The 19,086-nt window shown below is 60.0% G+C and carries 16 protein-coding genes; 7 read left to right on the plus strand and 9 right to left on the minus strand.

The window, feature by feature from the left end:
- Nucleotides 1-34: 34 nt before the first annotated feature.
- Nucleotides 35-493, plus strand: a complete 459-nt coding sequence (locus tag AAFX04_11230; GenBank protein ID MEO1046001.1) for a DUF4112 domain-containing protein — start codon at nt 35-37, stop codon at nt 491-493.
- Between the two features lie 21 nt (nt 494-514).
- Nucleotides 515-1,354 carry a type II CAAX endopeptidase family protein gene (locus AAFX04_11235; protein MEO1046002.1) on the plus strand — a complete coding sequence of 280 codons (840 nt, stop codon included), beginning with the start codon at nt 515-517 and terminating at the stop codon, nt 1,352-1,354.
- Here the strand turns inward: AAFX04_11235 and bchJ are convergent.
- The 3 genes from bchJ to AAFX04_11250 all read right to left on the minus strand — a co-directional run bounded on the left by bchJ (nt 1,338) and on the right by AAFX04_11250 (nt 4,144).
- The gene (bchJ, locus tag AAFX04_11240; GenBank protein ID MEO1046003.1) at nt 1,338-1,919 is read right to left on the minus strand and encodes a bacteriochlorophyll 4-vinyl reductase; all 582 of its coding nucleotides are present in this window, start codon (nt 1,917-1,919) and stop codon (nt 1,338-1,340) included. The genes AAFX04_11235 and bchJ overlap by 17 nt on opposite strands.
- A 9-nt stretch (nt 1,920-1,928) precedes the next feature.
- Nucleotides 1,929-3,614, minus strand: a complete 1,686-nt coding sequence (gene bchE, locus AAFX04_11245) for a magnesium-protoporphyrin IX monomethyl ester anaerobic oxidative cyclase (protein ID MEO1046004.1) — start codon at nt 3,612-3,614, stop codon at nt 1,929-1,931.
- A gap of 83 nt (nt 3,615-3,697) precedes the next feature.
- Nucleotides 3,698-4,144: a hypothetical protein gene (locus AAFX04_11250; GenBank protein ID MEO1046005.1), complete on the minus strand. Its 447-nt coding sequence runs from the start codon at nt 4,142-4,144 to the stop codon at nt 3,698-3,700.
- A gap of 83 nt (nt 4,145-4,227) precedes the next feature.
- Between AAFX04_11250 and AAFX04_11255 the strand changes: the two genes are divergently transcribed.
- The gene (locus tag AAFX04_11255) at nt 4,228-5,025 is read left to right on the plus strand and encodes a helix-turn-helix domain-containing protein (protein MEO1046006.1); all 798 of its coding nucleotides are present in this window, start codon (nt 4,228-4,230) and stop codon (nt 5,023-5,025) included.
- A gap of 8 nt (nt 5,026-5,033) precedes the next feature.
- Here the strand turns inward: AAFX04_11255 and AAFX04_11260 are convergent, their stop codons facing one another.
- Both AAFX04_11260 and AAFX04_11265 read right to left on the minus strand, forming a co-directional pair.
- On the minus strand, nt 5,034-7,280 hold the full coding sequence (locus tag AAFX04_11260) for a S9 family peptidase (protein MEO1046007.1): 2,247 nt from the start codon (nt 7,278-7,280) through the stop codon (nt 5,034-5,036).
- The gene (locus AAFX04_11265; protein MEO1046008.1) at nt 7,277-9,613 is read right to left on the minus strand and encodes a CDC48 family AAA ATPase; all 2,337 of its coding nucleotides are present in this window, start codon (nt 9,611-9,613) and stop codon (nt 7,277-7,279) included. The genes AAFX04_11260 and AAFX04_11265 overlap by 4 nt, the downstream gene beginning before the upstream one ends.
- 325 nt (nt 9,614-9,938) lie before the next feature.
- Here AAFX04_11265 and AAFX04_11270 point away from each other — a divergent pair, with 325 nt between their 5' ends.
- Complete coding sequence (locus tag AAFX04_11270; GenBank protein MEO1046009.1) at nt 9,939-10,817, plus strand: LysR substrate-binding domain-containing protein; 879 nt, start codon at nt 9,939-9,941, stop codon at nt 10,815-10,817.
- A gap of 64 nt (nt 10,818-10,881) precedes the next feature.
- Here AAFX04_11270 and AAFX04_11275 read toward each other — a convergent pair whose 3' ends face one another.
- Nucleotides 10,882-11,331: a peptidylprolyl isomerase gene (locus AAFX04_11275; GenBank protein MEO1046010.1), complete on the minus strand. Its 450-nt coding sequence runs from the start codon at nt 11,329-11,331 to the stop codon at nt 10,882-10,884.
- Nucleotides 11,332-11,571: 240 nt separating this feature from the next.
- Between AAFX04_11275 and mgtE the strand changes: the two genes are divergently transcribed.
- From mgtE to AAFX04_11290, 3 genes are all read left to right on the plus strand, one after another.
- The gene (gene mgtE, locus AAFX04_11280; protein MEO1046011.1) at nt 11,572-12,981 is read left to right on the plus strand and encodes a magnesium transporter; all 1,410 of its coding nucleotides are present in this window, start codon (nt 11,572-11,574) and stop codon (nt 12,979-12,981) included.
- Nucleotides 12,982-13,098: 117 nt separating this feature from the next.
- Nucleotides 13,099-15,525, plus strand: coding sequence for a DUF3857 domain-containing protein (locus AAFX04_11285; protein MEO1046012.1), 2,427 nt, complete (start codon nt 13,099-13,101; stop codon nt 15,523-15,525).
- Nucleotides 15,526-15,615: 90 nt separating this feature from the next.
- The gene (locus AAFX04_11290) at nt 15,616-16,029 is read left to right on the plus strand and encodes a DUF1489 family protein (protein MEO1046013.1); all 414 of its coding nucleotides are present in this window, start codon (nt 15,616-15,618) and stop codon (nt 16,027-16,029) included.
- Nucleotides 16,030-16,060: 31 nt separating this feature from the next.
- Here AAFX04_11290 and AAFX04_11295 read toward each other — a convergent pair whose 3' ends face one another.
- The 3 genes from AAFX04_11295 to AAFX04_11305 are packed head-to-tail and all read right to left on the minus strand — an operon-like array spanning nt 16,061 to nt 19,008.
- Entirely contained in the window at nt 16,061-16,732 is a 672-nt protein-coding gene (locus AAFX04_11295; protein MEO1046014.1) for a DsbA family oxidoreductase, read from the minus strand.
- Nucleotides 16,733-16,740: 8 nt separating this feature from the next.
- A complete protein-coding gene (nudC, locus tag AAFX04_11300; protein MEO1046015.1) occupies nt 16,741-17,661 on the minus strand; it encodes an NAD(+) diphosphatase in 921 nt (306 codons plus the stop codon).
- A 21-nt stretch (nt 17,662-17,682) separates the two neighbouring features.
- Nucleotides 17,683-19,008 (minus strand): serine hydrolase domain-containing protein, encoded by a 1,326-nt coding sequence (locus AAFX04_11305; GenBank protein ID MEO1046016.1) that lies wholly within the window; start codon nt 19,006-19,008, stop codon nt 17,683-17,685.
- Nucleotides 19,009-19,086 lie beyond the last annotated feature (78 nt).

Here is a 19,086-nt window from a genome sequence, read left to right on the forward strand (position 1 = left end):
CAGCGGCAAGGGAGCGACTGCAAGAGGATAGATTATGGCGACCCGCCAAGACCAGCGATTTGACAGTTCCACCCGCTTTGGTGCGGAGCAGAAGGACTTTGTGCGCTCCGCGCTGAACAACCTGCCCACCGACCCGCAAGCCGTGCGCCAGCGGGTCGAGGTGATGGAACATCTGCTTGAGCGCAGCCTTGTCATTCCCGGTACCCGAACACCTGTCGGGCTCGACTCGGTCATCGGGCTGATCCCCGTGATCGGTGATATCATCACCGCCGCCATGGGCATGTACATCGTCTGGGAAGCACGTAATCTGGGCATGTCGAAATTCCAGCTGGCGCGCATGACCGGCAATGTCGGCATCGACGCGCTGCTCGGTGCGGTGCCGCTGGTCGGCGATGTGTTCGACTTTTTCTGGCGCTCGAACAGCAAGAATCTGAAGATTATCCGCAAGCATCTCGACAAGCATCATCCCGAGACGCGAGTTATTGAGGGCTAAGGCAGCAACCGCAGATACGGCATGCCCCTATTGCGTAATCAAATGGGCCAGGTGCGACTTTTGTGGCGTCTTGCCGGCTTTGCAGTTCTCTTCGGCCTCCTTGTTTCTCCGCTACTTCTGCTTGATAGCGCTTTGCTCCAATTCGCCATTGGCGCAATATTACTGACTATTCTTCTCAGCCTCTGGGGCCGCAGGATCGAACACAGGAAGCTGGCAGACTATGGCTTGAGCGCGGATACTTCCATGGCTGGTGAACTGTGTATCGGCGCCGCACTCGCAGGTGGAGCTGTAGCTATCATCTTTCTTCTGACGCATGGCTTAGGATTTGCCGGCTCTGCAGAATATGATCCTGCCGCTCTGTTGACCGCAGGTTTCTGGCTGTTCCTCGTTAAAGCGCTGTTGGTTGGCTATTGGGAGGAAGTACTTTTTCGGGGCTATCTGTTCGTCAATATTCGTGACAGCGCAGCCACCAGCTTTGGTCCTAGGCAAGGAAAGATGATCGCAGTGCTGATTACCTCGCTGCTGTTCGGTTTGGCACATGCTGGAACCAGCAGTTTTTCCTGGTCAGCTCTCGCCATATTGAGCTTTAACGGCGTTGTCTTCTGTGTGCCTATGCTTGTGACTGGCCGTTTGGGTCTTTCCATAGGGATGCATGCCGCCTGGAATTTTTCGCAGAGTAAAGTCTTTGGTTTTGCCATGAGCGGCAACCCTTCTGCAGGCTCGGTGCTGCGCGCTGAAATGACGGGTCCAGACTTGTGGACGGGCGGCAATTATGGTCCCGAAGCCGGACTGGCCGGTATTATGGGGCTGCTGGTCTTGCTGATAGCCGTCTATGGCGTTGCCGTCAGGCGGCTAGCATGATTTGGAATGTGCAGCGCGGATCGCCCGCGGCACAGCAGGTGGTTTCTGTCACCCGGATATGCGGGCTGACCAGTTCCTGAAATAGCGTTTCAAACACAGCCGCGTGCCAGTGACAGGCAGGAGCATAAGTTCGCAGCCCTTTGGCGAACGGGTTATCCTCAAGCGTAAAAACCAATGGCCACCAGCTTTGCACCGCAAATGTGCCTGATCCGGCAAAAGTCCAAGCGTTCTTGGCTATCGCTTTGGCCAAAAGCCTAGCCGCAACAGGTGCGGGAAGAAGGCGCAGCAGTTTTTGCGCAAAGCCGGGAATACGGTTTTCGATGATATAGGCCCCAGTCCTCGCACCCGCCTCACGCGATATGTCATCGGCCATATCCGGCAAGGCGCGGATCATATGGTGATGCAGGGCAATCACCGGGTCTTCATCGATCAGCCCGGTCATATCGGGCAGGCGCTTGATGCCCGACTGGCGCAGCAGCCGCGTCACCATCTCACCGCCACAACGCCGCTCTATCGGCTCGATCAGCTGCGTCAGGGCATTGGGGCCGATCTGTGCGCCGTGCATCGTCCGATCCTACTCGTCCTGGGCCATTTGTTCGGTACCGCCGCCACAGGCCATGATAGTGTCGGGCACCCGCTCGCCAGACGCTTTGGCTTTATCGCGTTCGGCATTGCGCTCGGCCGCCCTTGCCTTGGTCTGCGCACGCACTGCCTCACGGCGCTCGGCCGCTTTACGCGCACGGTCAGCGGTGGCTTCCCAGTCATCAAGCTGCGCCTCGGCGATGGTGCGCGTCTCGTCAAAGTCGAAATGCACCTTGTCCTTGGTCTGCGGCCCCCAATAGCCCGCCTTGCCGAGATCATAAAAGGTGCGGCTGACCCCGGCCTTGAGGAACGCCTTGAGGCATCCCAGCAGATAGCGCCGCCGGAAACCCGTGCCGCGCCAGGGATAGTGGAACAGCGCCTTGCGCATATAGAAGCGGCGATAATTCTTCATCACGCCATTGAGCAACTCACCCCGGGTCAGCGCTTCGGGCTTCATAATCGGGGTGACGAAATTATACTTGGAAAAGTCGAACACTTCGACCTGGTCCTTGATCTCCTGGAATAAAGGCGTGAACGGCCAGGGGGTATACATCGCCCAATTGGCGAGGTCTGGCTGCCAGTCCCATGCCATCTGGAATGTCTGTTCCAGCGTCTCCTCGGTTTCATTATCCAGGCCGACGATAAACTGCGCCTCAACAAAAATATCCGCCTCACGCAGCAGCCGGATCGCCTCTTTGTTTTCCTCAACCTTGGTTTCCTTGTTGAATTGGTCGAGCTTCAACTGCGCCGCCGCTTCGGTGCCGAGCGAGACATGCACCAGCCCCGCCTCGCGATAAAAAGGCAGCAATTCCTTGTCACGCATAATATCGGTGACGCGGGTGTTGATACCCCATTTCACCTTCTCATTCAGGCCGCGATCAATCAGCTCCTGACAGAATTGGATAAACTTCTTCTTGTTGATCGTCGGTTCCTCATCGGCGAGGATGAAGAAGCCGACATCATGTTCCTCAACCAGATTCTGGATTTCATCAGCGACCTTTTTCGGGTCGCGCACCCGATAATCGCGCCAGAATTTCCATTGCGAGCAGAAGGAACAGGTGAAAGGACACCCCCGCGCCATATTGGGGATGGCGACTTTGGTGCCGAGCGGTACATAGATATATTTGTCCCATTCGAGCAGCGACCAATCGGGTGACAGGCCATCAATATCCTTGACCGTCGATGCCGCGCGGGTGGCGACGATCTTGTCACCATCGATAAAGGCGAGGCCGGGGATTTTATGCTGGTCCATCGGCCAGCGACCTGCTTCCAGCGTCTTCATCAGATTGACGATAATCTCCTCGCCCTCACCGCGAACGATAACATCGACCCAGGGCGCTTCGGAGAGCACCTGCTTGTACATGAAGGTGGCATGCACCCCGCCCAACACCCGCAGCGCTTGCGGCGCCATTTCGCGGGCAATGTCGAGCACATTTTCGGCAGCATAGATGGACGGCGTAATCGCGGTGACGCCGACCACATCGGGCTGGATGTCATCAATCCGCGTCCGCAATTCCTCGTCATCCAGATCATTGGTCATGGCATCGATGAAATGGATATCGTCAAAGCCATGCTTTTTCAGCGCACCGGAGAGATAGGCCACCCAGGCGGGCGGCCAATTGCCCGCAATCTCTGCCCCGCCGCTGTGATAATTCGGGTGAACAAAGAGAATCCGCATGGCTATTACCTCCTATATGTCAAGGATGGGTAACAGCGAGTCTGTCAGGCTACATTGACGTGGATCAAAGCCACCGTGCCGCCTCAGCCATAGCTCGGGTCCATTCCCGCGCCATGCTCGGCCAGCCAGGCCAGCCCCTGCTGCACATCGATTTCCGCCGGGTCATACATATCGCTCATCGCGATCAGCATATCGCCGTCGAACTGCCAGATGGATTTGGCCGAAAAGCTGAGCACCGGCAGGTCACCCTTGCGGTAGACACCGACAGCGCGGCCGGTAATCACCGAGGGTGGATATTCGCGAATGCCGATGCCATGCCATTGGCGTTCATCAAAATGCCGGTCAAAATTGCGTATCGAGCTGGCGAAACCATCAATCACTTTCTGCCGTCCCTGCAAATGGCAGGGATAGGCGGCACCACTCACCGAATAGGTCACATTTTCCGCAAGAAACGGCTCCAGTCGCTGCCATTGATCATCCGCACAGCATTGGTCAAAAGCGGCAATCCATTCTCTCCAGCGTTCAATCATCTCGGGTCTCCTCTGTCATGTGAGGCTCAAAATGTACGGCGAAGGTAATTGATACAATTACCTCAATGTTATAAAAAGCGGGTATGACCGATTTCGGAACCGTCCTCGCGCAACAGCGCCGCCGCAAAGGCTGGTCGCAGCAACAACTCGCCGACCGCGCCGAACTGTCGCAGCGGCATATCAGCTTCCTCGAGACCGGGCGGTCGACTCCTGGCAAACAGGCACTCAGCCAGCTTATCCTCGCGCTCACCACCGATGGCTATGAGGCGGATCAATTGCTCGCTGCAGCCGGCATGCGCAGCGAACGGCAGGATATTGGCTGGGATGACACAGCCATGGCACCGGTGCGCTGGAGCGTCCATCGCCAGCTTGACCATGCCCTGCCCTGGCCCTGCTATGCGCTGGCCCCGGATGGCGGGCTGCTCGCGACCAATGCCGCCATCGACACCTTGCTGCATATGGCTGATCCCAAGCGCGACCTCTGGGCCGTCACCGGACCCGATGGCCCGAATATCTTCGATCTGACGCTGCATGCAGAAGGCATTGGCCGGTTTCTCGTCAATGCGGATGAGGTCGTCCCGGCCCTGATCCAGCGCCTGCGCCGCGCCGCACTGAACCATGAGGGTGCGCGCGCCACATTGGAACGTATTTTGCGCTACCCATTGGCACGCAAAATCGGCCTGTACAGCGAAGGGCAGCAAGCATCGCCACTGGTCTCCGAAAGTTATCGCCTCGGTGGCCATGTACTGAGCTTTACAGCGATGTCGACCCATTTCGGCAGCAACGAAAGCGAGGCGATGGCAGGCATTGGTCTGGAAACACTGGTCCCGGCAGATGCAGAAACCGAGGGATTTCTCAAAGCCTTACGGCTTCACGGCTGAGCTTCTTATCAGGGTAGCGACTTCGCATCCCCTGTTGGTGCAACCTTATCCAGGAAACGCTCCAGCGTCAGCGCGCGATGGACCAATATGTCAGTGCTCTGAAAGCCATGCGCCTGGCCGGGATAGACAGCGGTTTCGAATGGCACCCGCGCCTGTTGCAACTCGGCGAACAAACGCACGCTATTATCGAAGATCACATTGTCATCGCTCATGCCATGCACCACCAGCAGCGGGTCTTTGATCGCATCGACACGGCCCAGCACATCGGCGCGTTTATAGACATCTGGATCAACCCGCGGATCGCCGAGATAACGCTCGGTATAGGCGGTATCATACAGATCCCATTGCGTCACAGGTGCCCCCGATATACCGCCGGCAAAGGCGCCGGGCGCTGCCTGTAGCAGTTTGAGCACCATATAGCCGCCATAGGACCAGCCATTGGCGACGATCCTGTCTTTTGCGACCCAGGGCTGCTGTTTCAGCCAGGCGAGGCCGGCGAGCTGATCCTCCACTTCAACCCCGCCCAAAGCGAGATGAATCGGCTCCTCAAAAGCACGGCCGCGATTGCCCGAGCCGCGATTGTCGAGCCGGAAAATGGCATAGCCCTGCTCGACCCACCAAAGATCGGACGGGCTAACCCAGCCGCGGGCGACGCGCTGGGCATGCGGCCCGCCATAGACATTGAAGATAACCGGGAACGGCCCTTCACCCTCAGGCTTGAGCACTTCCCAGTGCATCACCTGGCCGTCAGCGGCGTTGATGGTGCCATATTCCGGCGCGCGTAGCAGATGCTTGTATGGCGCGAAGGGATGACTCGGACCGATGCGATTCTCTTCCATCCAGCGCAGACGTTTGCCGGCCGTATCGGCGAGATAGACTTGCGGCGGCTGCATCGGGCTATGGCGCTGCAGCAGCAGGCGGGTGCCCTTGCCATCGCTGGTTCCGCCATGCCAGTAACCGCGCTCGGTCAGCCGCTTCGGCTCGGCGCTGCCGTCCAGCGGAACGGCATAGACATGCCGTTCCAGCGGCGTCTCGCGATTGCCGACAATATAGGCGACATTACCGGGCTCATCGACACCCGCGACACTGCTGACCACCCATTCGCCGCTGGTGATCTGGTTGAGGCCGCCATCGCGCCAGCGATAGAGGTGCATATAGCCATCACGCTCGGACAGCCACAGAAAGCCGCCATCCTTCAACGGGATAAGGCCCTGTTCGCCGCCCTGCCCAAAGCCGCTTGAAGGCAGATTGACGAAGGTGTCCGCCGTTTCCGCCAATACCGGGCTGGCACTTCCGGTCGCTGGATCAAAAGCCAGCAGGTCGAGCCGCTTCTGATCCCGGCTGAGGCGCTGTACCCAAAGCGTCTTGCCATCCGCCGACCAGTTGACCCGGGCGAGATAGAAATCCGGGTCATCACCGAGATCCATCTTGATCCGGTCGCTGCCATCGGGACGCATCACGAACAGTTCGACCACCGCATTATCGGTACCGGCGCGCGGATAGCGCTGGGCGATCAGCGCACTGCCCTCGGCGCCAATGGCGAGCCGCTGCACCACACCGACGCCACTTTCATCTACGCGGGCCACCGCGAGCAGGCTATCATCGGGGCTCCACCAATGGCCGCGTGACCGATCCAGCTCCTCCTGCGCCACAAATTCGGCCGAGCCCCAGCTAATCGTGTCGCTCGCACCCTGAGTCAGTTGCCGCTCCTCGCCAGTTGCGGTCTCGGTAACATAAAGCTCGCCGCCACGGACAAAGCTGACATAGCGTCCCGTCTCGGACAGTTGCGCATCGAGCTCGGTGGCTTCGGTGTCGGTCAGCCGCCGGGGTGCTCCGTCCAGCGGCGCGATCCACAAATCGCCATCCACCGGCACCAGCAGTGCCTTGCCATCCGGCCCCCAGTCATAGCTGACAATGCCGCGTGTGCCAGCCAGTCGCATCCGCTCGCGGCGCATCTTTTCCTCTTCGGAAATCTCCCGCCCGCCAAGCGCCTCGCTGTCGACCAGCATCCGTTCCTCGCCGGTGATGGTATCGATCGCCCACAGGTCATACCGTTGACGGTCATCCGCGCGCGGTTTCAGCAGCGTCGCATAACGACCATCGGGCGAGAGTTTGAGCGCACGTGGTGTTGAACCGGACAGGCTGGGGCTGCCATAGACCGCCTCAAGCGTGAGCGGTTGCTTCTCCTGCGCCGTCGCCATGGGCGGCACCATAGCCAGCGCCGCCGCCAACGGCCACCACCATATCCTCATCATCCGTGCTTCCTCTGCTTGGTGGGGGTCAGCATGCCGGGCGTCACAAAGCCGATCGGGTCGACCTCCATTGCCCGCTGCTTCAATGTCGCTTCAATCTTGGAATATTCCTCTATCATCTCCGGTGTCACCGATGAACGCGACGCCTTGAGCGCCTGCGTGAAATGCTTCATCGTGACCTTGAGACCTTCGGGGTCCTGGTCCAGGCCATTTTCGCGCAAGGCAAAGAGTCCTGCACGACGCACCAGATCCTCCAGATCGGCACCGGTGAAATTCCCTGCTTCCTCCGCTATCCGGCTGAGGTCGACATCCTCGTGCAGCGGCATCCTGGATGTGTGGATAGCCAATATCCGACGACGACCTTGCATGTCGGGTACCGAAACATAGACCAGTTCGTCGAAGCGGCCGGGACGCAGCAGTGCCGGATCGACAAGGTTGGGGCGGTTGGTAGCCCCGATCAGCACCACGCCCTGCAGCTCTTCAAGCCCGTCCATCTCGGCCAATATGGTGTTGACCACCCGCTCGGTCACCTGCGGTTCGCCCATACCGCGACCGCGCACCGGCACCAGACTGTCAATCTCGTCGATAAAGATCACCGTCGGCGCCACCTGCCGCGCGCGGGCGAACAGGCGGGCAATCTGCTGCTCGCTCTCGCCATACCATTTGGACAGCAAGTCGCTCGATTTGGTGGCGATGAAATTGGCGCCCGATTCCTTCGCCGCTGCCTTGGCCAGCAGCGTCTTGCCGGTTCCTGGCGGACCATAGAGCAGAAAGCCCTTGGCCGGACGAATTCCGAGCCGGTGAAACGCCATCGGATTTTTCAGCGGCAGCTCAATGCCCTCTTTCAGTTTGGCCTGTGCCTCGTCGAGTCCACCAATATCGCCCCAGCCGATATCGGGGGCCTGCACCATGACCTCGCGCATCGCCGAGGGCTGAACCCGCTTGATCGCTTCCATGAAATCGGTGCGATTGACACACAGATTGTCGAGCACCTCCTGCGGAATGGTCTGCTCTTCCAGATCGATTTGCGGCATGATGCGACGCACCGCCTCGATAGCCGCTTCACGCGTCAGCGCCGCAATATCGGCACCGACAAAGCCAAATGTGGTGCGCGCCAGTTCCTGAAGATCAACATCCTCATAGAGCGGCATGCCACGGGTATGGATGGCGAAAATCTCGCGGCGACCGGCCTCATCGGGCACCCCGACAATAATCTCGCGGTCGAACCGGCCCGGACGGCGCAGCGCCTCGTCAATCGCATCGGGACGGTTGGTCGCGGCGATGACCACCAAATTGGTGCGCGCCTCCAGTCCGTCCATGAGTGTCAGCAACTGCGCGACCAGCCGCTTTTCCGCCTCGCCCTGTACCCGCTCACGCTTGGGCGCAATCGAATCGATCTCATCGATAAACAGGATAGACGGCGCCGCCTTGGTCGCCGCCTCGAACAGCTCGCGCAGCTTTTTCTCCGATTCACCATAGGCAGAGCCCATGATCTCGGGCCCGTTGATCAGGAAAAACTCGGCATCGCTCTCATTGGCGACAGCGCGCGCCAGCCGCGTTTTGCCAGTGCCCGGCGGGCCGTGCAGCAACACCCCGCGCGGCGGATCGACACCGAGACGGGTAAACAATTCGGGATAGCGCAACGGCAACTCAACCATCTCGCCCAGCTGGTCGATGGTCTCGCCCATGCCGCCAATATCGTCATAGGTCACATCGGCACGCCGTGCCTCTGTGGGTTCCTGATACTCCGCGCGCAGCTCTACCTCGGTATCGGCATCGATATGGACAATGCCTTTCGGGCTGGTGCTGACCACCACCAGCCGAACCTGGGTGAGCGCAAAGGCCGGCGTGTTGAGCATCTGGCGCAGCTGTGGCGGCATGTCCTTGCGGCTGACCTGCTGCTGGCCGCTGGTGGCGACGACATCACCGGCAACCACAGGGCGACCGGCAAAGCTGCGCTTGAGCGCGGCTGCCGAACCCTGCAACCGCAAATCCTTCTGTGCGGGGGCCAGCACCACGCGCTTGGCCGGTGCCGACTCGGCCTTGGCGAGATGGACATAGTCGCTTGAACCAACACCCGCATTGGCGCGCTGAAAGCCGTCGAGACGGATAAGTTCAAGGCCCTCATCCTCGGCATAGGGCAGCACCGCGCGCGACGCGGTCTCGCGCTTGCCGCGAATGGTGATGACATCGCCCTCGACAATGCCCAGACGTGCCATATTCTGCTGGCTGATTCGGGCAAGGCCACGACCACTGTCTTCGGGGCGGGCATTGGCGACCTGGAGTTTTATCTCCGTTTCGGCGGATTTGGTGGCTGCTTCGGGGCTGTCACTCATCGAAACCGGCTCTCCTGTAATGAGAACCTAGACCTAGGCCCGCCCGCCAATGATTTCAAACACAGCTTTGAAAATTGTTCTGCACCGAAACCGGGCAAAAAAAAGGCCAGCCCGAAGGCTGGCCGTAAGTCATATAGGAGAGGATGCCTGAAAGGCCTGTCTGATATGGGGCCATGCCCATTTTTGTGCAAGTGCGAAATAAGTCATAATGGTTGCAAATTTTGCACTTATCTGGATTTTTTACCGGAAATCTGCTATATAGACGGCTATATTATGTTATTGCGCTGCACAAGGAAAAGCGATTCATCGCTATATGGGAGCGGAAATGCGCAGATTGCCACCCTTGCGGTCACTCGAGGCCTTTGCCCAGGTTGCACGGCTGGGATCGGCCAAGGCAGCAGCGGCCGAATTGTCGCTGTCACCCTCGGCGCTCAGCCGGCGCATCGCCGCGCTTGAGGACTTTATGGGCAAGAAGCTGTTCCGTCGCCAGAAGCAGCTGCTAACGCTCAACCGCGATGGTGAGGCGCTGTACAAGAGCGTCGGCCCGACACTCGATCTGCTCACCGATGCGGTGCATGCCCATATGGACAGCAGCCGCACCATGCGGCTCAGGCTCGGCGTGCTGCCGCTGTTCGGCAGCCAGCGGCTATTCCCCAAATTGCCCGAACTGCGCCAGCTCTATCCGCTGCTGCATATCGATATCGATACATCGGGCCATGCCGAGGAGCGGCTGGGCGACAGCCTCGATGCCGCCATCGTGCTCACCGATACCATTCCTGACGGACTGCATGCGGTGCAGCTCGACGACAATTATGTCTTTGCCATCGCCTCGACCGATCTGGCGGCGCAGCTCGGCGAAACACCTTCGGCGGACATGCTCGCGAACCAGACCTTCCTGATTCACAATGACATGGCCGACTCGTTTACTGCCTGGAAGAACGAGATCGGCATGCCGCAGCTCCAGCCCAGCGCCATCGATCATTTCGACAGCGGCCCGCTGATGCTCGAGGCAGCAGCGCAGGGGCTGGGTATCGCGATCATGCACGACAATCATCTCGACCGCGCCCATGATCCGCGTCTGGCACGGCTCTATACGGTCGAGGTCAAGAGCCCCTATAGCTACTGGTTTATCTGCCGCCCCGCCGCGCTGGAGACCCGCGCAGTTCGACTATTCCATGACTGGCTCGTCAAGGCTGGCCTCTAAGGAAAAAGCCCTGACCCTGCCTGCGCGGGGCTGACTTCAAAAGCTCAAGTCCCTGTGAGGAAATTCACCCCACCACGGCTTTCTGGATCACGCCCGGATTTGCCGGCGGTTCGCCCTTTGGCAGCGCGTCGACATGCTCCATGCCGATGGTGACCTGGCCCCAGACGGTATATTGGCCGTCGAGAAATTCGGCATCATCGAAACAGATGAAGAACTGGCTGTTGGCGCTGTTCGGATCCATGGTGCGGGCCATGGAACAGGTGCCGCGAACATGCGGTTCGCTGTTGAACTCCTGCTCCAGATCAGGCTTTTCGGAACTACCGGTACCGGTGCCGTGCGGACATCCGCCCTGAGCCATGAAGCCGTCAATCACCCGGTGGAACCTGACTCCGTCATAAAAGCCTTCGCGCGCCAGCTCGGTGATGCGGGCAACATGATTGGGGGCAAGATCGGGGCGCAGCTTGATCACCACATCACCGCTATCCAGGGTAAGCGTCAGGGTATTGTCAGCCATGGCAATTCTCTTTTCCAATTATCTGGGCCCAGTCCGTCACGGGACCGGCCTGGGGGAAGAATGGCGCCTGCTATAGCGTGGCTGGCGGAAATGTCACCCCATCGCCGAGGCCATTGCCCGCAACGTTGCAAAGGCTCTGCGCAACAGGCGGCAGATTGTGCATAGCGTAATTGCATTTGCGCCATTTTACGGTCACATAGCCGGTGAATCGCAACACTTTGGCACAGGGAAGGGCATGACATGATCGAGCAGCGTGATCTTGCCCCGGAACAGCTGGACAGCGAAAACCGGCTGGACGAGGAAAACCGGCTCAAGCCCGGCTATGTCCGCCGTGTCCTGGCCTCGCTCGACGATGGCGTGGACGAATCGACCTATGATCTGGTCGAGCCGCTGCACCCGGCTGATGTCGCTGACCTGTTCGAGCTGATCGACAATGAGAACCGTCCGGCGTTAGCCAGCGCGATCACCGATCTGCTCGGTGCCGATGTGCTGGCTGAACTCAATGATTATGTCCGTGAGGACATTATCGAATTCCTCCCCGCCGAACAGGTGGCGGAGCTTGCCGGACAGCTGGAGACCGATGATGCGGTGGCGATCATCGAGGATCTCGACGCCGCCGATCAGCAGGCGGTGCTCGAAGAGCTGGAGCCGGAAGACCGCGCCGCGATCGAGGACGCGCTCACCTATCCCGAGGAGAGCGCGGGCCGACTGATGCAGCGCGACCTGGTCGCCGTGCCCGAACATATGACCGTCGGCCAGCTGCTCGACTATCTGCGCGAACATACCGAGCTGAGCACCGAATTCTGGGAAATCTTCGTTGTCGACCCCGGCCATCACCCGGTCGGTACCTGCCAGCTCAGCTGGATCATGCGCACGCCGCGGGATGTGCAGCTCAGCGATGTGATGAAGCGCGAGCAGACGCTGATCCCGACCGATATGGATCAGGAGGAAGTGGCGCTGCGGTTCCAGAAATATGCCCTGATATCCGCCGCCGTAGTCGATGAATCGGGCCGACTGGTCGGCCAGATCACCGTTGATGACATTATCCATATCGTCCAGGAAGAAGCGGGCGAGGATATTTTGCGCCTTTCCGGTGCCGGTGAAGGCGACATCAACCAGCCGATCATCGAAAGCTATTCCAGCCGGGTGCGCTGGCTGGTGGCCAATCTGGGCACCGCCGTGGTCGCCAGCGCGATTATCGCGTTTTTCGGCGGCGCCATCGAGCAGATGGTCGCACTCGCAGTGCTGATGCCGATTGTCGCCTCGATCGGCGGCAATGCCGGCACCCAGACCATGGCGGTGGCAGTACGCGCGCTGGCGATGAACCAGCTGACCCAGTCGAACACCGCGCGCATCATCCTGCGCGAGCTGCGGGTCGCGGCGCTCAATGGTCTTACCATCGCGGTGCTGATCGGCATGGCGACCGGTCTGATTTTCGCCAATCCGATGCTTGGCGGAGTGATTGCGCTGGCGATGGTGATCAATGTCATCATCGCCGGGCTGGCCGGCGTGCTGGTTCCGGTGGTGCTCGACCGGATGGAACAGGACCCGGCAGTTGCCTCATCGGTATTCGTTACCATGATTACCGACTCGATGGGATTTTTCGCCTTTCTTGGCCTCGCCGTGGCCAGCGGACTGGTCAGCCTGTAACCGCTATTGATGCGCAACCGCCCGCAATAGCGAAAATCTATGCGCCGACCACTTGCTTTGCCCTGCATTTGCTGATTGTCTGGCGGATCAAAACACAGGAAAGCACGTTATCTCACTATGCCGTCCTATCCGCGCCTGACCGCTCTAGCCATCGCGCTCGCTGCTGCAGCGCTGCCTGTGGCGATGACGCCTGCCATGGCGCTGCCAATAGCGGCCCCTGCGGTGGCGACGACCGATGACAGCAGCGAAGAATTGCTGCTCGCGCCGATCCCCGCTTGGGTCGAGGTGGCGGATATTCCGGACCAGACCGACGCGACGCTCGGGCTGGCGATGAGTGAGGCGTTGCACAGCGACCAATATCTCATCACCGATACCGGCGGCATTACCTATCAGCGACTGGTGACCCGGATCAGCGACCGTTCAGCACTCGAATCACAGGGCACGGTCTCGATCGAATGGGTGCCCGGACGATCGGTGGCGATGGTCCATCATCTCAAGATCATACGCGGCGACACGGTGATCGACATTTTGCAGAAGCAGGATGGCTTTGCGACCTTCCAGCGCGAGGCCAATCTTGCCGAGGGAATTATCGACGGACAGGTCACCGCATCGATCCAGATCGAGGATCTGCGCGTCGGCGACGTGATCGATTTCGCACACAGCATCGAGACTGCCTATTCGCCGATGACCGGCCATTATCAGACCTGGCATTATTTCACCGGCCGCACCCGCGCCGACCGGCTGATACAGCGCATTGTCTGGCCAAAGGACCGGGAGATATTCCTTGATCTCGGCGAAGACCTGCCTGAAATGCCGGAAACCAGCGAACGCGGCTATCGTGTGCGCAAATTCTCCACCGACAATGTCGACTGGGAGGAGATGCCCGACAATCTGATGTCGCGCTATTATCGCAGCCGGGGTTTCCTGCTCTCGACATTCCGCAGCTGGGAGGAGCTCTCCGGCGCCTTTCTGCCGGTCTATGAAGCGGCGATGACAATCCCCGATAGCGGGCCGCTGCGCGACTATGTCGAGACGGTCAGGGCGCTGGATCTGAGCCGGAAGGAAACGACCGAGCGAGTGCTGCAAATGGTCCAGACCGACATACGCTATGTCGGCAACTTTCAGGGCCTGGGCAATTACACTCCGGTATCGGCACAATCGGTTTGGGACAGTCGCTTTGGCGACTGCAAGGGCAAGACGGTGCTGCTCACCGCGATCCTGCGCGAACTCGGCGTGGATGCGACGCCGGTGATGGTGCATACCAATGGCAATGATGCGCTGGAAGATACCATCGTCATGCCCGGATGGTTCAACCATGTCTTTGTCCGTGCCCGTATAGACGGCCAGACTTACTGGCTCGACGGCACCCGTCAGGATGATAGCAGCCTCGACCGCCTGCCACCGGTTTTCTACGATTATGCGGTTCCGCTCGAGGCCGGTGCCGGGCTGATCGCGCTTACCGACGACCGTTATGACAGGCCGCAACAGGAACTGGTGCTCGAGATGGATGCAAGGGCCGGGCTCGACCGGCTCACCCCGATTACCATGACGGTCAACTTTTATGACGACAATGCCCTGTCTCTGGCCCGCAACATGGAGAATATGACCGAGGCCGACCGCGCAAAGATTCTCACCGATCTGGCTTCAAAAAGCGAAGAGAACGATATCCGCTTCCGCGATTTCGATGTCCAGTTCGATATCAAGGGCAAATATGCCCGTATGGTGTTCACCGGTGAGGCCGATCTGGTCTGGGGCGATGCTCAGGATTTCCGCGAGCTGGACCTGAAACAGTTCAACATTGGCCGCAATTTCTATTCCGAACGCGATGATGAAGACTATCGCGACGTGCCACTGTTCACCGGCGCCAGCTATAAGGCGGTGCGCGTGGAACTGCAGTTGCCCGAAGGCACCAAGGCGGTGCGTATCAATGGCGGCAATTATGATCGCACCATCGGCCCGGCACATTATTTCCGCAGCTTTGAGAGCGAGGGCAATATCGTGCGCGGCTATATGTCGACCAATATTCGTCGCAGCGAATATCTCCCCGCCGAAGCCAAGCGCTGGGATGAGGAAAGCGACAAACTGTTCGAGGACAGCGTCTCCGTCGCCGTGTTCAACGGCAGTAGCGATGCGGCGATACGCTTTGCCACCTATGACGATGCGATTGCCGAGGCCCAGTCGCTGGCGCAGAATGATGATATTGGCGCGGCGCTGGCCATGCTTGACCCGCTGATTGCCAGCGACCCCAATCAGGTCGACCTGCTGGTGGCGCGCGGCGCCATTGGCGATGATATGGGGCGGCGTGAGCGCGATCTTCTGCGCGCGCTGTTGCTCGATCCTTATAATATGGGCGCCCTGCGCGCCGCTTCAGAACTCTATATCGCACAGGATAATCGCAGCCTTAGCCGCAAGATGCTCGACCGCATGCTCAACAAGGACGAGGATGACGCCTGGGCCAAGGAACAGCGCGAGGCGCTGCGGCTGCGAGCGATCGATGATGAGGAACGCCGTGAGGCGGTTGTCGCCGCTTCGCCATCCTCCTGACCACGCCTCTCGCAGAGATTGTCCACAAGAGAGGCCTTTGCCGGCGCTTCGCCGCTTGCACTGCGCAAGCCGGAACGCCATCTGACACAGATGCCGCTGAACCTGACCAAAATCGCCTATGGCAGCGAGAGCCCGGTGACACTGCGCCGCTGGCTTGAATCGCACAGCCGCGCCAATGGTGGCATTGGCGAGGCGCGACTCACGACCCGCTACAAGCCGAAACGCGAGGCAGAGATTGTCGGCGGCTCGCTGTTCTGGATTCATGACCGCAACCTGGTCGGCCGCAGCCCGATCCTGGGCTTTCGGGAAAATGGCCAGGGCCGCTACTGGATCAGACTGGAGCCCAGGCTGATCGCTGTCGTGCGGACGCCGCGGCGGGCACATCAGGGCTGGCGCTATCTTGACGCAGCGGATGCGCCTGCCGATCTCGCCAGCGGCCATGCCGCGCTTGATGCCATGCCGGCGGAAATGCTGTCCGAACTCTCACGGCTGGCGCTGCTGTAATTGCCGCACCTGCAGGAATCGCTGCCTGAGCCTAGGCTGCTGCCTTGGCGATGACCTTGCGGATCACCTGGGCGAAGGTCTCGGCGTCCTGCGCGCCCGGCACCATATATTTGCCGTCCAATATCGTCGCAGGCACCCCGGAGACGCCGCGTTCGATCCAGCCGTTCAGCGCATTGCGGACTTGCACCGCCTGTTCAGGGTCGTTGAGAATCTCGCGCGCGGCATCGGCATCGAGCCCGGCATTTTCGACCGCGCGCAAGAGCACGTCCTCGTCGCTGACGTCCTGGTTCTCCTGAAAATAGGCGGAGAAGAGTGCCATTTTCAGTCTGGTCTGGGCGTCGCTGCCGAAATGCTCGCCGGCCCAGTGCAACAGCTGGTGCGCCTGGAAGGTGTTATAGATGCGCTTGCCCGGCGCGTTGCTGAAGCGAAAGCCCAGCCCCTCGCCCAGCTTCGCCATATGGTCGCGGGTCTTGGCGCTCTGCTCAGCCGTGCTGCCATATTTCTGCGCCACATGCTCAGCGATATCCTGGCCCTCGGGTGGCATATTGGGGTTGAGCTCGAAAGGCTGCCAGACAATCTCGGCATCGACCTCATCACCGACCATCTCCAGAGCGTTTTCAAGCTGCTTATAACCGATAATGCACCAGGGGCAGACCACGTCCGAGACGATATCGATACGCAGCTTATAGGGTGTCGCGGCCATGGTCTTCCTCACTTCTCGTCCAGGGTGTCGAGCCAATAGCGTAGCAGATCATGGGCTACGGCAAAGGGCGGCGGGGCAATAAACGACGCATCGGGCGCATTGGCCATGGCGGCGCGGACATCATCGGCGGAGAACCAGTGCGCCTCCTCGATCTCGGTGGTGTCGAGCGTCAGCGCCGGATCATCGGTGGCGCAGATACAGGCAATCATCAGCGATGACGGGAACGGCCAGGGCTGGCTGGTGACATAGCGAACATCGCGCACCCTGATACCCGCCTCCTCCCAGAGTTCGCGCGCAACGCCCTCTTCGATCGATTCACCCGGTTCGATAAAGCCGGCCAGCGCCGACAGACGTTTAGCCGGAAAGCGCGGTTGACGGCCCAGCAGGACACGTTTCTCAACCCCGTCATCATGCTCGGCAAGCATGATCGACACCGGGTCGACACGCGGAAAATGCTCGGCACCGCAATTGTCGCACTGGCGCGACCAGCCACCCTTGGATATTCGCGTCGGTGAACCGCACACCGCGCAAAAGCCGTGACGGTTGTGCCAATCGACAAGGCTGCGCGCAGCACCATAAATCGCCAGATCATCGCGCGGCATATGGGCAATGGCCTGCCACAGCCGCGGATCATATTGCACCGGTCGGGCCGTGCCGTCACGCGGCGGCAGTTCGACAAAATGCGCCTTGTCGTCGCGCATGCCGAGGAACAGCGGCTCGCAATCCTCGCCCAGCTCGCCGAGCGAATTCCACAGCAGCCCACCCTCGGGTGTAATGCCGGGTACCAGCGCATCGAGTTTGAGCAGGCGCGACCGCCAATTCATCACCTCCGCCAGCCGGTCCGGGTCGACACGTATCTGGTCGGCACGGTCCATATTCGCGCCGGTCATCAACGGCGCTATGGCAGCGAGATTGGCAGAATCGTACATGTTCCTGTCAGCCTCGGCAGATCAGGCTGCGCCGAGTGCCGCCATCTGCTTGTAGATCAGCTTGGGAAACTCGCGCTGAAACGGATAGGCGTCGGCCGGCATATATTGGGTATAGCCGCTGGCGCGGAAATTGCGGTTGGTATCGACAAAGGCGACTGTACCCGCAGCGCCACCCCAGCCATAGGTACCGACCGGAGCCTTTTCATTGCCGATCCCGACACGGCCACCGGCACCATAGCCCTCGCCCTCGACCCAGGTGCCCTTGGTCACCGCGGTATCGGGCAACAGGTTGGACATGCCCAGCATCGCCGTTTCTTCCGACATGATGCGCTTGCCGTCAAGCGAACCGCGTCCGACCAGCATTGCCAGAAAGCGGTCATAGTCGCGGGCGCTGGAAACCATGCCGGCGCCGCCAAAGGGGAAGGCCGGCGGTTCGGCATAGATGCTGTTGTTCGGCGGATCGACCGGGATAAGCACCCCGCCCAGCGTCGCATAGTTGGTCGGCAGGCGATAAAGCTCGCTTTCCGGCACGGTAAACCAGGTGCTCGTCATGCCCAGCGGATCGAACAGCTTCTGCTGAAGAAAGGTGCCAAATTCGATGCCCGATGCCTGCTGGATGACATAGCCCAGCAGATCGAGACTGATCGAATAGCTCCAGAGCGTTCCCGGTTCGGCCACTAGCGGCAGCGAGGCCACACGACGCGAAAATTCGTCAATCGACGGTGTCGGTGCAGGGACCGGAAAACCCGGCAATGGCGTCTTGCTGACCTCGCCCGGAGCGATGCCGAGACGGTTATATTCATCGAGCAACGGCCCTTTGGTGACGATATTATAGCCCAGCCCTGCTGTATGCGTCAGCAGATGACGGATGGTCATCAAATTCTTCGCCGGTACTGCATCGAGGCTGTTTTCCGGATCGGTCAGGACTTTCATCTCGGCAAATTCGGGCAGTATCTCGGCCACCGGCTGGTCGAGTTTCAGCTTACCCTCGCCGATCAGGATCATCGCCGCCATACCGGTGACCGGCTTGGTCATCGAATAGACGCGCCACAGCGTGTCTTTGTTGACCGCGACAGTGCCGCCGACATTCTGCGTTCCGGCGGCGACATATTCCGGTGCATCGGTGCCAAAGCCGATCGCCGCCAGCATGCCCGCAACCTTCTTGTCATTGACATATTCGTCCAGCTCCGCGGCCACTAGCGGAAAGCGCGACGCCGCGCCCTGCGCTGCCACGGCACGCGCAACGCCCATGGGCATTGCGCCGGCCGCACCGATGAGTCCGGCAGAACGCAACAGATTGCGCCGGGAAAGTACCATATCCTGGGCGATCAGTTTTTCGGATTTCATGCAATTCTCTCCTGAACCTGTTCCAGCTCCCCGCCTTGCCCCGTTGTTGCGGCATGCGGGCCGAATGGCAAGCAAAAT

The organism is Pseudomonadota bacterium (assembly GCA_039818985.1).
Taxonomy (GTDB): Bacteria; Pseudomonadota; Alphaproteobacteria; order Sphingomonadales; family Sphingomonadaceae; genus Alterisphingorhabdus.

Excerpts from the sequence above, each read along its gene's own strand:
- AAFX04_11230 (MEO1046001.1), top strand. The coding sequence starts at position 35 with ATGGCGACCCGCCAAGACCAGCGATTTGACAGTTCCACCCGCTTTGGT.
- AAFX04_11235 (MEO1046002.1), top strand. The coding sequence starts at position 515 with ATGCCCCTATTGCGTAATCAAATGGGCCAGGTGCGACTTTTGTGGCGT.
- bchJ (MEO1046003.1), bottom strand. The coding sequence starts at position 1,919 with ATGCACGGCGCACAGATCGGCCCCAATGCCCTGACGCAGCTGATCGAG.
- bchE (MEO1046004.1), bottom strand. The coding sequence starts at position 3,614 with ATGCGGATTCTCTTTGTTCACCCGAATTATCACAGCGGCGGGGCAGAG.
- AAFX04_11250 (MEO1046005.1), bottom strand. The coding sequence starts at position 4,144 with ATGATTGAACGCTGGAGAGAATGGATTGCCGCTTTTGACCAATGCTGT.
- AAFX04_11255 (MEO1046006.1), top strand. The coding sequence starts at position 4,228 with ATGACCGATTTCGGAACCGTCCTCGCGCAACAGCGCCGCCGCAAAGGC.
- AAFX04_11260 (MEO1046007.1), bottom strand. The coding sequence starts at position 7,280 with ATGATGAGGATATGGTGGTGGCCGTTGGCGGCGGCGCTGGCTATGGTG.
- AAFX04_11265 (MEO1046008.1), bottom strand. The coding sequence starts at position 9,613 with ATGAGTGACAGCCCCGAAGCAGCCACCAAATCCGCCGAAACGGAGATA.
- AAFX04_11270 (MEO1046009.1), top strand. The coding sequence starts at position 9,939 with ATGCGCAGATTGCCACCCTTGCGGTCACTCGAGGCCTTTGCCCAGGTT.
- AAFX04_11275 (MEO1046010.1), bottom strand. The coding sequence starts at position 11,331 with ATGGCTGACAATACCCTGACGCTTACCCTGGATAGCGGTGATGTGGTG.
- mgtE (MEO1046011.1), top strand. The coding sequence starts at position 11,572 with ATGATCGAGCAGCGTGATCTTGCCCCGGAACAGCTGGACAGCGAAAAC.
- AAFX04_11285 (MEO1046012.1), top strand. The coding sequence starts at position 13,099 with ATGCCGTCCTATCCGCGCCTGACCGCTCTAGCCATCGCGCTCGCTGCT.
- AAFX04_11290 (MEO1046013.1), top strand. The coding sequence starts at position 15,616 with ATGCCGCTGAACCTGACCAAAATCGCCTATGGCAGCGAGAGCCCGGTG.
- AAFX04_11295 (MEO1046014.1), bottom strand. The coding sequence starts at position 16,732 with ATGGCCGCGACACCCTATAAGCTGCGTATCGATATCGTCTCGGACGTG.
- nudC (MEO1046015.1), bottom strand. The coding sequence starts at position 17,661 with ATGTACGATTCTGCCAATCTCGCTGCCATAGCGCCGTTGATGACCGGC.
- AAFX04_11305 (MEO1046016.1), bottom strand. The coding sequence starts at position 19,008 with ATGAAATCCGAAAAACTGATCGCCCAGGATATGGTACTTTCCCGGCGC.